The organism is Pseudomonas sp. NY15435 (genome assembly GCF_048068295.1).
In the GTDB taxonomy this organism is placed as follows: Bacteria; Pseudomonadota; Gammaproteobacteria; order Pseudomonadales; family Pseudomonadaceae; genus Pseudomonas.
Map to the genome: position 1 here is coordinate 140714 of NZ_JBLUQA010000007.1, position 14841 is coordinate 155554.

Annotated in this window: 16 protein-coding genes and 1 tRNA gene; 11 read left to right on the forward strand and 6 right to left on the reverse strand. The window is 63.2% G+C overall.

Annotated elements, in window-relative coordinates; all coding sequences use genetic code 11:
- Window positions 1-3: 3 nt before the first annotated feature.
- The 4 genes from ACNFH5_RS18285 (at window position 4) to ACNFH5_RS18300 (ending at window position 4574) form a co-directional block, all read left to right on the forward strand.
- Window positions 4-672, forward strand: coding sequence for a DUF3313 domain-containing protein (locus tag ACNFH5_RS18285; protein WP_416748323.1), 669 nt, complete (start codon window positions 4-6; stop codon window positions 670-672).
- A 123-nt stretch (window positions 673-795) separates the two neighbouring features.
- Entirely contained in the window at window positions 796-2817 is a 2022-nt protein-coding gene (locus tag ACNFH5_RS18290) for an alkyl/aryl-sulfatase (protein WP_416748324.1), read from the forward strand.
- An 85-nt stretch (window positions 2818-2902) separates the two neighbouring features.
- Entirely contained in the window at window positions 2903-3913 is a 1011-nt protein-coding gene (locus tag ACNFH5_RS18295) for an AraC family transcriptional regulator ligand-binding domain-containing protein (RefSeq protein ID WP_416748325.1), read from the forward strand.
- A gap of 43 nt (window positions 3914-3956) precedes the next feature.
- Window positions 3957-4574, forward strand: coding sequence for a hypothetical protein (locus tag ACNFH5_RS18300; protein WP_416748328.1), 618 nt, complete (start codon window positions 3957-3959; stop codon window positions 4572-4574).
- A gap of 213 nt (window positions 4575-4787) precedes the next feature.
- Here the strand turns inward: ACNFH5_RS18300 and glp are convergent, their stop codons facing one another.
- Window positions 4788-6002: a gephyrin-like molybdotransferase Glp gene (gene glp, locus ACNFH5_RS18305; protein ID WP_416748330.1), complete on the reverse strand. Its 1215-nt coding sequence runs from the start codon at window positions 6000-6002 to the stop codon at window positions 4788-4790.
- Window positions 5999-6538 carry a molybdenum cofactor biosynthesis protein B gene (gene moaB, locus ACNFH5_RS18310; RefSeq protein WP_416748332.1) on the reverse strand — a complete coding sequence of 180 codons (540 nt, stop codon included), beginning with the start codon at window positions 6536-6538 and terminating at the stop codon, window positions 5999-6001. The genes glp and moaB overlap by 4 nt, the downstream gene beginning before the upstream one ends.
- Before the next feature lie 70 nt (window positions 6539-6608).
- Between moaB and mobA the strand changes: the two genes are divergently transcribed.
- From mobA to ACNFH5_RS18325, 3 genes are all read left to right on the forward strand, one after another.
- The gene (gene mobA / locus ACNFH5_RS18315) at window positions 6609-7196 is read left to right on the forward strand and encodes a molybdenum cofactor guanylyltransferase MobA (protein WP_416748334.1); all 588 of its coding nucleotides are present in this window, start codon (window positions 6609-6611) and stop codon (window positions 7194-7196) included.
- Between the two features lie 91 nt (window positions 7197-7287).
- Complete coding sequence (locus ACNFH5_RS18320; protein ID WP_081519426.1) at window positions 7288-7509, forward strand: YgdI/YgdR family lipoprotein; 222 nt, start codon at window positions 7288-7290, stop codon at window positions 7507-7509.
- Window positions 7510-7654: 145 nt separating this feature from the next.
- Window positions 7655-7731: transfer RNA gene (locus tag ACNFH5_RS18325), tRNA-Pro, on the forward strand.
- 115 nt (window positions 7732-7846) lie between these two features.
- Here ACNFH5_RS18325 and ACNFH5_RS18330 read toward each other — a convergent pair.
- Genes ACNFH5_RS18330 through ACNFH5_RS18340 form a run of 3 tightly spaced genes read right to left on the reverse strand, consistent with a single transcriptional unit; the run spans window position 7847 to window position 9599 of the window.
- Window positions 7847-8722, reverse strand: a complete 876-nt coding sequence (locus ACNFH5_RS18330) for an NAD(P)-dependent oxidoreductase (RefSeq protein ID WP_416748336.1) — start codon at window positions 8720-8722, stop codon at window positions 7847-7849.
- Between the two features lie 51 nt (window positions 8723-8773).
- On the reverse strand, window positions 8774-9013 hold the full coding sequence (locus ACNFH5_RS18335; protein WP_416748674.1) for a glutaredoxin family protein: 240 nt from the start codon (window positions 9011-9013) through the stop codon (window positions 8774-8776).
- 28 nt (window positions 9014-9041) lie between these two features.
- Window positions 9042-9599, reverse strand: a complete 558-nt coding sequence (locus ACNFH5_RS18340; RefSeq protein ID WP_416748338.1) for a TetR/AcrR family transcriptional regulator — start codon at window positions 9597-9599, stop codon at window positions 9042-9044.
- A gap of 178 nt (window positions 9600-9777) precedes the next feature.
- On the opposite strand from ACNFH5_RS18340, the gene ACNFH5_RS18345 reads away from it, so the two are divergent.
- From ACNFH5_RS18345 to ACNFH5_RS18355, 3 genes are all read left to right on the forward strand, one after another.
- Window positions 9778-10374 (forward strand): glutathione S-transferase family protein, encoded by a 597-nt coding sequence (locus tag ACNFH5_RS18345; RefSeq protein ID WP_416748340.1) that lies wholly within the window; start codon window positions 9778-9780, stop codon window positions 10372-10374.
- Window positions 10375-10447: 73 nt separating this feature from the next.
- On the forward strand, window positions 10448-11314 hold the full coding sequence (locus tag ACNFH5_RS18350; RefSeq protein ID WP_416748342.1) for an MBL fold metallo-hydrolase: 867 nt from the start codon (window positions 10448-10450) through the stop codon (window positions 11312-11314).
- A gap of 177 nt (window positions 11315-11491) precedes the next feature.
- Window positions 11492-12763, forward strand: coding sequence for an OprD family porin (locus ACNFH5_RS18355; protein WP_416748344.1), 1272 nt, complete (start codon window positions 11492-11494; stop codon window positions 12761-12763).
- A gap of 138 nt (window positions 12764-12901) precedes the next feature.
- Here the strand turns inward: ACNFH5_RS18355 and ACNFH5_RS18360 are convergent, their stop codons facing one another.
- Window positions 12902-14110: an ammonium transporter gene (locus ACNFH5_RS18360; RefSeq protein ID WP_416748346.1), complete on the reverse strand. Its 1209-nt coding sequence runs from the start codon at window positions 14108-14110 to the stop codon at window positions 12902-12904.
- 404 nt (window positions 14111-14514) lie between these two features.
- On the opposite strand from ACNFH5_RS18360, the gene ACNFH5_RS18365 reads away from it, so the two are divergent.
- Complete coding sequence (locus tag ACNFH5_RS18365; RefSeq protein ID WP_045211754.1) at window positions 14515-14832, forward strand: DUF883 family protein; 318 nt, start codon at window positions 14515-14517, stop codon at window positions 14830-14832.
- Window positions 14833-14841 lie beyond the last annotated feature (9 nt).

Sequence of the window (14841 nt, forward strand, 5' to 3'; positions counted from 1 at the left end):
TCGATGAATTGGAAACTGATGGCGTTGCCGCTGTGCCTTGCCACATTGACGCTCGCCGGATGCGCGAGCAAGTACGTGGAGCCGGAGAACTACTCCGGTTTCCTGAAGGACTACAAGGCGCTGAAGGAAGAGAAGTCGCCCTCGGGTGCACCGGTGATGCGCTGGATCAAACCCGGTGTGGACGTGAGCAGCTTTACCAGTGTGTATGTCGAGCGCAGCCAGCTGTATCCGCAACCGCAACCGACCGAGAAGATTCCCGAGAAGACCCTGCAAGGCATCACTACCTATTACGACCAGGTCCTCCAGACTCAATTCTCCAAGGCCCTGCCGCTCGCCAGCGGCCCTGGTCCGCACGTGCTGGTGGTGCGTCCGGCCATCACCGCCGTGAGCGCCTCAACCAAGGGCCTGCAGCCCTACGAGGTAATCCCCATCGCCCTGATCGCCGCCGGCGTCAGCACCGCGACCGGCATCCGCGACCAGGACACCAGCATCGCCACCGAAGCGGCCTTCCTCGACGGCGGCAATGGTGAAGTGGTCGCCCAGGTCGTGCGCAAGGGAGCCGGCGCAGAACTGGAGAACTCCTCCCAAGTCATGACCGCCAACGATGCGAAAGCCGTACTCGATGGCTGGGCACGGGACATGGTCAAGTCTTACGAGCAACTGAAGAAGTAAGCCGTCGCAGCGAGGGTGTCGGCCAGGGCTGGCGCCCTCCAAGCTAAAACAGGAAGCATCACAACCAATACCGCTGGCAGTTGCCTCGAAGGGTACAGCGCATCAAGCAAGAAGGAGCTTGAAATGAAACTGATCGCGCAATCTTCGAAACCACTGGACGGCCAAGGCGCCGCCAGGCTCTGGAAATTCAGCTCGTCGTTCCTGCTGGCCGCGGCCATTTCCATGACCACCCAGGCCTGGGCCGCCGAAGCGCCCAAGCCGGCCACCGATGCCACCAAGTCCGCCAACGACGCCTTGCTCAAGGAGCTGCCGTTCAACGACAAGACCTCGTTCGAACTGGCCCACAAGGGCTTCATCGCGCCGCTGCCCAGCGAGCCGATCAAGGGCGAGAAAGGCAACCTGATCTGGGACCCGGCCAAGTACAACTTCATCAAGGAAGGCGAAGCCGCGCCCGCCACGACCAACCCGAGCCTGTGGCGGCAGTCGCAGCTGATCAACATTTCCGGTCTGTTCGAGGTCACCAAGGGCCTCTACCAGGTACGCAACTACGACCTGTCGAACATGACCATCGTCGAAGGCAAGACCGGCATCACCATCTTCGACCCGCTGATCTCCGCCGAGACTGCCAAGGCGGCGCTCGACCTGTACTACGCGCACCGACCGAAGAAGCCGGTGGTAGCGGTGATCTACACCCACAGCCACGTTGACCACTACGGTGGTGTGCGCGGCGTGGTGGATGAGAAGGACGTGAAGTCCGGCAAGGTGAAGATCTACGCACCGCTGGGCTTCCTCGAGCACGCCGTGGCGGAGAACGTCATGGCCGGCACCGCCATGAGCCGCCGCGCCAGCTACATGTACGGCAACCTGCTGCCCCCGAGCGAAACCGGCCAGCTTGGCGCGGGCCTGGGCACCACCACGTCCGCCGGCACCGTTACCCTGATCCCGCCCACCGACATCATCTCCAAGACCGGTGAGAAGCGCGTCATCGACGGCCTCACCTACGAGTTCCTCTACGCGCCGGGCAGCGAGGCGCCGGCCGAGATGATGTACTACATCAAGGAGCTGAAGGCGCTGAACACCGCCGAGGACTCCACCCACACCCTGCACAACACCTACTCGCTGCGCGGCGCGAAGATCCGCGAGCCGCTGCCCTGGTCCAAGTACCTCAACGAGGCACTGAAGATGTGGGGCGACGACGTGCAGGTGATGTACGCCATGCACCACTGGCCGATCTGGGGCAACAAGGAAGTCCGCGACCAGCTCTCCTCGCAGCGCGACATGTACCGCTACATCAACGACGAGACCCTGCGCCTGGCCAACAAGGGCCTGACCATGACCGAGATCGCCGAGCAGGTGAAACTGCCCAAGGGGATCGCCGATCGCTTCTCCAACCGCGGCTACTACGGCTCGCTGAACCACAACGTCAAGGCCACCTACGTGCTCTACCTGGGCTGGTTCATCGGCAACCCCGCAACCCTGTGGGAACTGCCGCCCGAGGAAGAAGCCAAGCGCTACGTCGACATGATGGGCGGAGCCGACGCCGTGCTGAAGAAGGCCAAGGAGTACTACGACAAGGGTGACTTCCGCTGGGTGGCCGAGGTGGTCAACCACGTGGTCTTCGCCGACCCGAACAACCAGGCGGCGAAGAACCTGCAGGCCGACGCTCTCGAACAGCTCGGCTACCAGGCCGAGAGCGGCCCGTGGCGCAACTTCTACCTGACCGGCGCGCAGGAGTTGCGCAACGGCGTGCAGAAACTGCCAACCCCGGACACCGCCAGCCCCGACACCGTCAAGGCAATGGACCTGGACCTGTTCTTCGACTACCTGGCCATGCGCCTGAAAGGGCCTGAGGTCGCCGATAAGCACATCACCCTCAACTTCGACTTCACCGACCTGAAGCAGAAGTACACCCTGGAGATGGTCAACGGCGTGCTCAACCACACCGAAGGCGCGCAGGCCAAGGACGCCGACGCCAGCATCACCCTGACCCGCGACACCCTGAACAAACTCATGCTCAAGCAGACCACGCTCAAGGACGCGGAAGGCTCGGGCGAGATCAAGGTGCAGGGCGATGCCGGCAAGCTCGACGAACTGATGAGCTACATGGACAACTTCGACTTCTGGTTCAACATCGTGACCCCCTAACGCTCCTTCCGATACCTGAAGGTATCTACGGCAAGCCATCAGCGACGGCAGATGGCTTGCCGCTTTTCCAAGGGAGCCCAACAGCATGGACACAATTCGCGGGACGGCATTCCTGCAATTTGGCGAGCTGCTCGCCGAACGCGGCGCTTCGATACGCGCGCATCTTTCCCCTCACCGCATCGATATGGATGTAGTGGGCAGCTACGAGAAGAAGTTCTCCTACAAGAGCCTGGTGCAGATATTCGAGGGCAGCGCCCAGGCGCTCGGAATGCCCGAATTAGGTCTTGAACTGGCGACTCGCCAGAAGTCGACGTTACTTGGCCCTCTGCAACACCTGGCGCAGACGGCTCCGACGGCAGGAGAAGGTTTGATTGCTGTTGTGCGCTACATGCGGGTCTACAGCCCCTCGATCCTTTTTCACCTGGAGCGCCGACCTGGCTGCACACTGCTCTGCTTCGACAATGCATTGCCCTGCATTCAAGACATTCCGCAGATCGTGGAAAAGTCGCTGCTGCACGGTCGGCTGCTCATGTCCGAACTGCTAGGCAAACCACTGAAACCAGCAATGGTTTTACTGCGCCATCAACCCCAGGCCAGCCTCGACGTGTATCACCGCTACTTCGGCTGCCAGGTGCTGTTCGGCCAAGAACACAACGCTATCGCAATCAGCCAGCGCGACATGCAGCAGCCATGCTCCCGCCACGACGCGATGCTGCATTCCATCGTGCGGTTTTATCTCGAGGCGCATACAAATCCGGATGAGAAGCTGGGTTTCGAAGTTGAGCGGCACATTCAAGCCCTGCTCCCGAAACAGACCTGCAGCCTTGAGCAGATCGCCAAGATTCTGGACTTGCACCCGCGAACGCTACAACGACGTCTCGCTAACGATGGGATTGACTTCGAGGAGCACGTGGACGAGATACGTCGCCGCCGTGCCGAAGAGCTTCTTGGTGAGTCAGATCTGACTATCGGGCAAATCGCCATGGAGCTGGGATATCGGCGCACCACCTCTTTCTGTCGAGCGCACCATCGCTGGTTTGGAGTAGCGCCCATAGAGCGCAGGCGACAGCTCAAGGAAAACCAAAAGAACCCGTGATTTCTTCCACTGATCAGCAGCTGCGCTGCAGATAGGAGGAGCCATGCTCAAATTCATCAAGACAACAATCGCTGGCGGCTTGCTGTTCATCCTGCCGCTGGTTCTTGTTGTCGTCCTCATCGAAAAAGCCATCCATCTGCTCAGCGGCCCTCTGCAAAAGGTGCTGCCATTGTTCGATGGGTTCGGCGTTGCGGCGGCGACGTCCGTAACGTTGGTGGCAATCATTGCGCTCGCGGCGATCTGTTTCCTGGCCGGGCTGATTGCCAGAACTCGGCTGGCCACTAGAGGCCTGCAAACGCTCGAGGACCGCATCCTCGGCAATCTACCGGGGTATCAGTTGCTTAAAGACGCGACGGCCCGCTTTGCTGGCCTGGAGCAGATCGAAGGTGCTCGGGTAGGAATGGTTAACGAAGGTGGGGGCTTTCGCCTGGGGCTGGTTCTCGAATCCCAGGGTGACTGGGTATTGCTCTATCTGCCCGATGGTGGCCCTGCCGGAGGCACCGCTGGTGAAGTACGAGCGCTGCCTGCTGCAGACGTGACACTGACCGACATTCCCTGGCTTTCCCTGGTCGCCTGCCTTCGGCGCGGCGGTAGAGGCACGTTGGAACTCGCCGCTCGTCATCTCGACGTCAACTCGTTGCGAGCTCCATCTTCGGATTAGTCAATCATTGAACATCCGCTATGGGTCGGTAACTGCCCACCGCCAGGCGCAGCAATCGGCCCTTAACCGGTCGGCCCGTTCGGCCGGATCGCGGATGAATCCGCTCCTGCGCCCCATCGAATCTGTAGGAGCGAGCTTGCTCGCGAACAATCCTCCACCCGTGCGCCGATGAGAAGCGGTTCGCGAGCAAGCTCGCTCCTACAAACAGCAAAGTCAGTCGAGGAGTTCGCTGAACGGGATGAATGCCAGCGAATCACCTTCGGCCACGGTCGTGCCCTCGCGCACCTCCGCCAAGCCTTCCGCCCAGGCCGCGCTGCGCAGCACACCTGAGCTCTGGTTGGCATAGGGCACCGCACGGCCATTCTCCAGGCGCGCACGCAGGTATTCGCGGCGATTGCCCGGCTTGGTCCAGTTGAAACCGGCGGGCACCTGCAGGCGCAGCGGCTCGACCCTCTGCATGCCGAGACGACGCATCAGGTAGGGCCGCGCCAGTAGCGCGAAAGTCACCAGGGTGGACGCGGGATTGCCCGGCAGACCGATCACCGGCACCTGCTGGTAATGGCCGACGGTCAGCGGTTTGCCCGGCTTGATCGCCAATTTCCACAGCGCCAGCTCGCCCGCTTCGCGCAGGGCCGCACCAAGGAAGTCCGCCTCGCCGACGGATACGCCGCCGGTGGAGAGGATCAGGTCCACATTCGACAAACCGCCCAGGGCGGCGCGAGTGCGATCGAGGTCATCCGGCAGGATGCCGGCATCCACTACCTCGCAACCGAAACGCTGCAACCAGGTACGCAGCAGGTGACGGTTGCTGTTGTAGATCTGCCCGAGCGCCAGCGGCTTGCCAGGTTCGACCAGTTCATCACCGGTGGACAGTAGCGCCACACGCGGACGGCGGCGCACGTGCAGTTCGGCGTGGCCGAGCGAGGCGGCCAACCCGATCTCGATCGGCCCCAAGCGTGTGCCGGCCGGCAACACGCAGTCGCCCTTGCGGGTTTCCTGGCCCTGTGGACGCACGTGCTGACCCGCCTTGAGCGCTTCGAGGAAGCGCACACGGCCGTCTTCCAGCACCTCGACGTTTTCCTGCATCTCGACGCAATCGGCGCCTTCGGGCACCGGCGCGCCGGTGAAGATTCGTACGCAGGTGCCCGGCAGCAACGGCTCGCCCGCCTGCCCGGCAAAAATCTTCTGGCTGACCGGCAGCGCTTCGCCCTGCCAGTCAGCCTGGCGCAGCGCATAGCCGTCCATGGCGCTGTTCGGCCACGGCGGCAGGTCCAGCCCGGCCAGCAGCGGCTCGGCCAGCACGCGCCCATCCACCTCGCTCAGCGGCAGGGTTTCGGTGTCGAGGATCGGCGATTGCTCCGCCAGGCTCAGCAGCCGCGTCAGGGCATCTTCGACCGGCAACAGTCCCGGCTTGTCGCAGCAACTCATCCGCGGCTCTCGCAGGGCGCCGCCTTCTTCAGGTGCGGCACAAAATTGCATGGGCGGTGGCTGGCGTTCAGTTGCTCGCCGAGAATGCCATCCCAGGCGGTGCGGCAGGCGTTGGTGGAGCCCGGCAGGCAGCAGACCAGGGTGCCGTTTGACAGGCCGGCCAGCGCACGGGACTGCACGGTGGAGGTGCCGATGTCGGCCACGGAAATCTGCCGGAACAGTTCACCAAAACCGTCCACCACCTTGTCCAGCAGGCAAGTCACGGCTTCCGGAGTGCTATCGCGGCCGGTGAAGCCGGTGCCGCCGGTGATCAACACGACCTGCACTTCGTCTTCGGCGATCCAGGTCGCGACCTGGGCGCGGATGCGGTAGAGGTCATCCTTGAGCAGGACGCGGGCAGCCAGGTTGTGGCCGGCGGCCTTCAGGCGGTCGACGAACAGCTGGCCGGAGGTGTCGGTTTCCAGGGTGCGGGTGTCGCTGACGGTGAGGACGGCGATGTTCAGCGGGACGAATGGCTGCTCGGCCTTGTGGCTCATGATGAGGGCCCTTGCTTGTGAGGTTGGAATGCGCGGTGTTATATCACAGGCCCGCCCCGGAGACCCTGACATGCCACAAGCCCCGCTGCTCCCCTGTTCCGTCCTGATTCTCGCCGGAGGACGCGGCCAGCGCATGGGCGGCCAGGACAAGGGCCTGCTGGAGTGGCAGGGCCGCCCGCTGGTGAGCTACGCCGCCGCCCTCGCCCGCCCGTTCAGCGACGACCTGATCATTTCCTGCAACCGCAACGCGGACGTCTACGCTGGCTTCGCTGACCGCCTGGTGCAGGACGACAGCACGGACTTCCCCGGCCCGCTGGCCGGCATCCGCGCGGGCCTCGCCGCCGCGCGCCACAGTCACCTGCTGGTACTGCCCTGCGATGCCCCGCGCCTGGATGCCGACCTGCTGGAGCGCCTGCTGCGCGCATCGGCTGCAACGCCGGGCGTCGTGCACATGCTGCGCTGCGGCACGCAGTGGGAGCCGCTGTTCAGTGTCATCCCGGTGGCGATGCGCGCGCAGATAGAAGAAGCCTGGCAGCAGGGCGACCGCAGCCCGCGCCATGTGTTCTCGAACCTGGGCCTGCAGGCGGTGGACTGCCCGGCCGATGACCCGCGCCTGGCCAATCTGAATACCCCGGAGCTGCTCTATCGCGCGCGATAGCGACGCATTCGAAAATTTTCCGGGAACTATGCTGCAAAGCTCCCGGTCAGACTTTTCGTACTTTTATGTTCGCTCATCAGGAGATTCACCCATGAACAAACGGATGCTTCCCGCCTTCCTGCTCGCCCTGGGCTTTAGCGTGCTCGCTGGTTGCTCCACCCCGTCCGTCATCACCCTGAACGATGGACGCGAGATTCAGTCGGTCGACAAACCCAAGTACGACGAAGAATCCGGCTTCTATGAGTTCGAACAGCTGGATGGCAAAACCGCCCGTGTGAACAAGGATCAGGTACGGACCGTGAAGGACCTCTGATTCTCCCGGTGGTGAAAACGCCCCGCAGGCCTTGATCGGTCTGCGGGGCGTTTGTGTTTTCATGGGGGGGCCGAAAAATTTTTCAAAAATTTTTCGCTAACCCCTTGTGCATCAAAAGTTTTTCGGTAGAATGCGCGCCATCAAACGGAGCGTAGCGCAGCTTGGTAGCGCGTCTCGTTCGGGACGAGAAGGTCGCTGGTTCGAATCCAGTCGCTCCGACCAAATCCCGAAAAACCCGCCTAACGGCGGGTTTTTTATTGCCTGCGATTTTCCTCAGAGGAAGAATTCGCGGACACAAAAAAGCCCGTCCATGAGGACGGGCTTTTTCATGGGCGAATCAGAGCTGCCCGGACTTGCGTAGCGCCACCTGAGAGAGGGCGCTCCAGTCCAGTTCGCCATCACCGTGGGCAATGGACTCCAGCAGGTTGTCCCGCAGGAGACTGGCCAGCGGCAGCGGCACCCGCTGCTCATGTCCAGCCGACAGCGCCAGGCCGACATCCTTGAGCCCCAGTACCAGGCGGAAGCCAGCCGGATCGAAGCGCTGCTCAGCGATCTGCGCGCCGTAGTTGCGGTACACCGGCGCGTTGAACAGGGTGCTGCCCATGATCTCCATGAATTCACCCGGCGCCACGCCGTAGGTCTTCACCAGGGCGGCGCTCTCCCCCATCGCCTCGATGGCGCTGGCGATCATGAAGTTGCCCGCGATCTTCACGGCGACGGCGCGCAGTGGGTCGTCGCCCAGCGGCCGGGTCTTCTGCCCCAGCACATCAAGAATCGGCTGCGCCTTGGCGATGGCCGCTTCGGGGCCAGCCACCAGGATGTTCAGCTTGCCGGCGGCGGCAACGTCGGTACGGCCGAATACCGGCGCGGCGACGAATTCGACGCCCTGCTCGCGGTGCAGCTCGATCAGCTCGCCGACGAAGGCGGTGGACAGCGTGGCCATGCTCAGGTGCACCAACCCCGCCTTGGCCGAAGCCAGAGCGCCGCTATCCAGCAGCACCGTGCGGGTAGACGCGTCGTCGGCCAGCATGGAGATCACCAGTTCGACGTCGAAAGCCTGCACGGGCGTGGCGGCGGCGATGGCGCCCAGTTCCACCAGCGGCTCCGCGGCGCCGGGTGAGCGATTCCACACGACGACCTGGTGGCCGGCCTTGATGAGGTTGGCAGCCATGGCGGCACCCATGCCGCCCAATCCGAGAAATCCGATCTTCATTGCAATGCGCCTCGCATCGGTTGATTGAGGAGGGGGAAGCCGCCGAAGACATCAGCGGCTGAGGAAGGCGGCGACCTGCTGCGCGTCGAAGGGCCAGTTGAGCTCGGCGCCAGAATCGCAGCGGCGCAGCACGGGGATGGTCAGGCCGTACTGCTCGACCCAATCCTCGCGGTCAGCAATGTCCACCAGCTCGACCAGCAGGCCGTGCTCGACGAAGGGCATCAGCACCGCTTCGGCCACTTCGCAGAGGTGGCAGCCGAGGGTGCCGAAGAGTTGGCATTCCGGGGGCATGGAGGACTCCAGGGTTGGCGACATGGATTCAGACTCCGGCATGCTTGAGCAGCGTGTCGGCCACGGCGCGGGCTTCTCGCCCCTGCTGGGCCGGCCCCTGCATGTGCGCCATCACCAGTACGCCCTCGAGCAGGTATTGCAGCTGGCGGGCCAGGGCTTCGGGCTCCGTTGCCCCCAATCGTGACAGTTGGGCAGCGAAGAAGCGGCCGAGAAAGGCCTTGTGCTCGGCGGCCTGTTGGTGGATGGGATGTTCGCGGTCGTGGAACTCGCCGGCGGCGTGGATAAAGGCGCAACCGCAGAAGTCCGGGCCGTTGAGTACTTCCTGCAAGCCATCGAAGACCGCCAGGATCGCCTCGCGCGGTGCGAGGATGCGCTCGGCTTCTTCCATGCGCTCGACCATGCGGGCATGGCGCTCTTCCAGCGCCGCCATGATCAGCTCGTCCTTGGACTTGAAGTGCTTGTACAGCGTCATCTTCGCGACGCCCGACTCGGCAAGGATTCGGTCGATACCGGTGGCGTGATAGCCCTCGCGGTAGAACAGGTCCTGGGCGGTGGTGAGCAACAGCTCGCGTTTGCTGGATGCCATGGCATTACCTCCTGACCGAACATTATGCGCGAGCCTCGGCGCCCATGGGGAGCCTGAACGTTGCTGGAGGCGCTCGCGCGGATACCGATTGGCGGGTGCTTTTTCCCCTTGAACTATACAGACCTGTCTGTCTAATATCTATTCCGCCGCTTCCACAACAATGCACAGGGCTTTCGCCATGAAACTCCACGACGTCGCGCTTTCCGGTAACTGCTACAAGGTTCGCCTGTTCCTCGGGCTCATCGGTCAAAAGGCCGAGCTGGTGCCAGTAGACCTGCAGGGCGGCGCGCACAAACGCCCTGCCTTCCTGGCGATCAACCCGCGCGGGCAGGTGCCGGCGCTGGAGGATGGCGAGCTGCGCCTGGGTGATTCCCACGCCATCCTCGTCTACCTCGCCCAGCAGTACGCCGAGCCGCACTGGTACCCGCAGGATGCCGCTACCCAGGGGCGCATCGCCAACTGGCTGAGCTTCTCGGCCAACGAGGTGCAGCACGGACTGGCGATGGCGCGGGTGATCCAGCTGTTCAAGCGGCCCGGAGATCTGACCGCCGCCCAGGCCAAGGGCCGCCATGCCCTGGAGCTGCTGGATACGACCCTGGCCGATCACCGTTGGCTGGCGCAGACGACCGAGCCGAGCATCGCCGACATTGCCATCTACCCCTATGTCACCCTGGCGCCGGAAGGAGGCCTGGAGCCGTCCGGCTACCCCTACGTACAGGACTGGCTGGCCCGCGTGCGCGCCCTGCCCGGCTACGTCGCGCAGCCCGCCTTCTGATTTTCTTCTGATAGTCCGCGCCGCCAGTCATGCGGCGGCGCCCCCCCTTCCGCTCCACGAAAAGGAAATTCCGATGCGTCTGCCATCTCTGCTATTGGTCGGGCTGTTCGCCCTTGCCTGCCTGAACGCCCAGGCTGCCGACCTGCGCTTCTCGCTGATCCGCACCTCCGGCGTCACCACCCTGGATGCGTTCACCGTGGCCGGCGGCGAGTGGACGCGAAAGGTCCCGCTCAATCACACCGCCGTGCTTATTCAGCACCACGCCGCGACGCTGCTGTTCGATACCGGGCTCGGCAGCCAGGCGGATGCGCAGTTCAAGCAGGACATGCCCTGGTGGGACAAACCGCTGTTCCAGTACGAAGGCCTGAAACCGGCGCGCGATCAGTTGCAGGGCAGCGGCATTGGTATCGATCGGATCATCCTGTCCCACGCCCACTGGGACCATGCCTCGGCGTTGTCGGACTTCCCTGAAGTCCCGGTCTGGGCAACTTATGACGAGATCAACTACGCCCACATCGCCCAGCCGCCGGCGGTATTCCCCAGCCAGTTCCGCCATCCGGTGAAATGGGTGCCCTTCCAGTTCGATTCCGGCCCCTTCCTGAGCTACGACCGCAGCCTCGATCTGTTCGGTGACGGCAGCCTGGTACTGGTCCCCATGCGCGGCCATACCCCCGGCTCGGTCGGGCTGTTCATCACCCTCGATGACGGTCGGCGCTTCTTCTTCAGCGGCGACACCACCTGGCGCCTGTCCGGCTTCACCGGCCCCCGCGAAAAGTTCTGGGTCAGCAGCAAGCTGGTGGACACCGACCGCGACCAGACCCTGGCCGAAGTGGCCCGCGTGCACGAACTGATGCTTGCCTATCCAAAACTGACTGTGGTGCCCGCCCATGACGCCCAGGTGCAGGACAAACTCGGCTACTTCCCCCACTGGGTACAGTGAAAGCCACGCCAGCCGCCGCTCGGCGCTTCAATAGCCAGCTTACTAATCAGCGACTAAGGTCTAAGAGTCGTCAACATTCGGTAATGATTTAGTAGATAGGCTGTAACAGATTGACATGCCGACCCTGATCCAGTCGGCATCATCAAACTGCCCCAAGCGCTCGAGGAGACAATAACAATGAGCAAGACCCCGATCGCCCGTGCCGTGGCTTTGTCCACGCTGGGTACCAGCTTTATCCTTCCGACACTCGCCCACGCTGACTTCATCAAGGACAGCAAGGCCACCGTCGAACTGCGCAACTTCTACTTCAACCGCGACTTCCGCCAGGACAGCCCGGCCCCTGCCCAGAACAAGGCCGAGGAATGGGCCCAAGGCTTCATCCTCAAATACGAATCGGGCTACACCGATGGCACCATCGGCGTCGGCGTCGATGCCCTGGGCACCCTGGGCCTGAAACTCGATTCCTCGCCTGACCGCAGCGGCACCGGCCTGCTGCAGCGCTCCTCCAGCGACAAGCGCGCCGAGGACAGCTACGGCGACCTGGGCGTTACTGCCAAGCTGCGTGCGTCCAAGACCACCCTCAAGGGCGGCACCCTGATGCCGAAGATGCCGGTGGTGCAATTCAACGACACCCGCCTGCTGCCGCAGACCTTCAGCGGCTTCGCCCTGAACTCCGCGGAACTCGACGGCCTGACCGTCGACGGCGGCCGCCTCTACCAGGTCAACCAGCGCGATTCCTCGGACTACGAGGACATGACCATCACCGGCGGCGGCAAGCGCAACATCAAGCTGGGCGATGCCACCACGAGCAACAAATTCCTGTTCGGCGGCCTCACCTACAAGTGGACCGACAGCCTGAGCACCAGCTACCACTACGGCGGCCTGGAAGACATCTACAAGCAGCACTACCTGGGCCTGATTCACGTACTGCCGATCGCCGACAAGCAATCGCTGAAGTCCGACATCCGCTGGGCCAAGTCCGATGACGACGGCGGCAGCAACGTCGACAACAAGGCGCTCAACGCCATGTTCACCTATGCCCTGGGCTACCACGCCTTCGGCGTCGGCTACCAGAAGATGAGCGGCGACACCGGTTTCGCCTACATCAACGGTACCGACCCCTACCTGGTGAACTACATCCAGATCGGCGACTTCGCCAACAAGGACGAGAAATCCTGGCAGGCGCGCTACGACTACAACTTCGCCGGCCTCGGCATTCCCGGCCTGACCTTCATGACCCGCTACGTGAAAGGCGACAACATCGACCTGATCACCACCGACGGCGAAGGCAAGGAATGGGAGCGCGACACCGACATTGCCTACGTCTTCCAGGACGGCCCGCTGAAGAACCTGGGCGTGAAGTGGCGTAACGCGACCATGCGCACCAACTACACCAACGACTACGACGAGAACCGTCTGATCGTCAGCTACACCATGCCGCTCTGGTAACCCACACGGCATGACGAAAAAGCCCGGCATCCGCCGGGCTTTTTCTTGCTCTTTTGTAGGAGCGCGCTTGCTCGCGAACCTCTCTACCGCCACTCCGGCGCGAAGCGTTCGCGAGCAAGCTCGCTCCTACAATATCCTTCAGTCTTGGCTGAGCGCCCCGATCTTGTGGATCGACAGGTCGGCGCCGTAGTACTCCTCTTCCTTCGTCAGGCGGATGCCTACAACCGACTTCACCAGGCCGTACACCAGCAGGCCGCCAGCAAAGGCCACCACTACGCCCAGCAGCGTGCCGAGCGCCTGGCTGGCCAGGCTGACACCACCCAGACCGCCAAGCGCCTGCTGGCCGAAGATGCCACAGGCGATGCCGCCCCAGGCGCCGCACAGGCCATGCAACGGCCAGACGCCGAGCACATCGTCGATCTTCCAGCGGACCTGGGTCGCGGTGAAGGCCCAGACGAACAAGGCACCTGCCACCATCCCGGTAGCCAGGGCGCCGATCGGGTGCATCAGGTCGGAGCCGGCGCAGACTGCCACCAACCCGGCCAGCGGGCCGTTGTGCAGGAAACCAGGGTCATTGCGGCCGACCAGCAGCGACGCCACGGTACCGCCGACCATCGCCAGCAGCGAGTTCACCGCTACCAACCCGCTGGCGCCGGCGAGCGACTGCGCGCTCATCACGTTGAAGCCGAACCAGCCGACGATAAGAATCCAGGAACCCGCTGCCAGGAACGGAATGTTCGACGGCGCAAAAGCGACCAGTCGACCCTCGCGGTAACGGCCATTGCGCTGCCCCAGCAGTACGACAGCCGCCAACGCCAGCCAGCCGCCAAACGCGTGCACCACCACCGAGCCGGCGAAATCATGGAAGGCCGCGCCGAATTCGGCCTTCAGCCAATCCTGGAAACCGAAGTTGCCATTCCAGATCAGGCCCTCGAAGAACGGATAGACAAAAGCCACGATCAGTGCGGTCGCCATCAACTGCGGCCCGAACTTCGCCCGCTCAGCGATGCCGCCCGAGATGATCGCGGGAATCGCTGCGGCGAAGGTCAGCAGGAAGAAGAACTTCACCAGCGCGTAGCCGTTTTCATTCGCCAGGGTCGCCGCCGGCTGCAGGAAGGTGACGCCGTAAGCGATCCAGTAGCCGATAAAGAAATAGGCCAGGGTGGAGATGGCGAAGTCCGAGAGTATCTTCGACAGGGCGTTCACCTGGTTCTTCAGGCGCACCGTACCCACTTCCAGGAAAGCGAAGCCAGCGTGCATGGCGAGCACCATGACCGCGCCCATCAGGAGGAACAGCGTGTTGGAGCCGTGGACCAGTGTCTCTACGGCACTATTGAGGTTTTCCATCGCTACAGGCAGCCCCGGAGGTCAAGGGGAAAGCACCAAAACGGCTCGCGGCGACCCCGAGTCGCACCACGCTGAAGCAGCGGCGCACCACAGAGGAGCCGAGCGCTGAACCAGAGTGGCCCACGGGCCATCCGACCAGCGTTGCAATTTCCTGTACTTCCTTATGTTTTTCAGTGGTTTGAGCTCATATTCCCAGCCATTTCCGATACCGGGAACGCCCCGCCGTGGGGCGCTCGGCTCTCCATGCGCACCAGAGAAATGCAAGTGGCATACCACCGCGGGAACAAACAGCGGCTAGGCTTCAACTCGCACGCGAGAGCGGCCCCGTGGTGAATTTATGAGAAACTTTCCTCCGCCCCTGGGGCTCGAAAACTAGGAACCTCAACCCGCACAAGGAGCATCACATGCCTCGCAAGACTGCAGTGAACGCCGCCAAGGATGAACTCCTGGCCGAATTCCAGGCCCTCGTCAGCGACACCGAGAAACTCTTGCAGAGCTCTGCCGACTTGGCTGGCGCCGAAGCCGACCAGATGCGCGCGCAGATCCACGAGAGCCTCAAGCGCGCCCGCGACGCCATCTACTCCACCAAGGACTCCGTGCGCGACCAGGGCAAGGCCGCCGTGGACGCCACCGAGGACTATGTCGGTGACCACCCGTGGCAGGCCGTCGGCATAGCCGCCGGCGTGGGCTTCCTCCTTGGCCTGCTGGTCAGCCGGCGCTGATCCATGAGC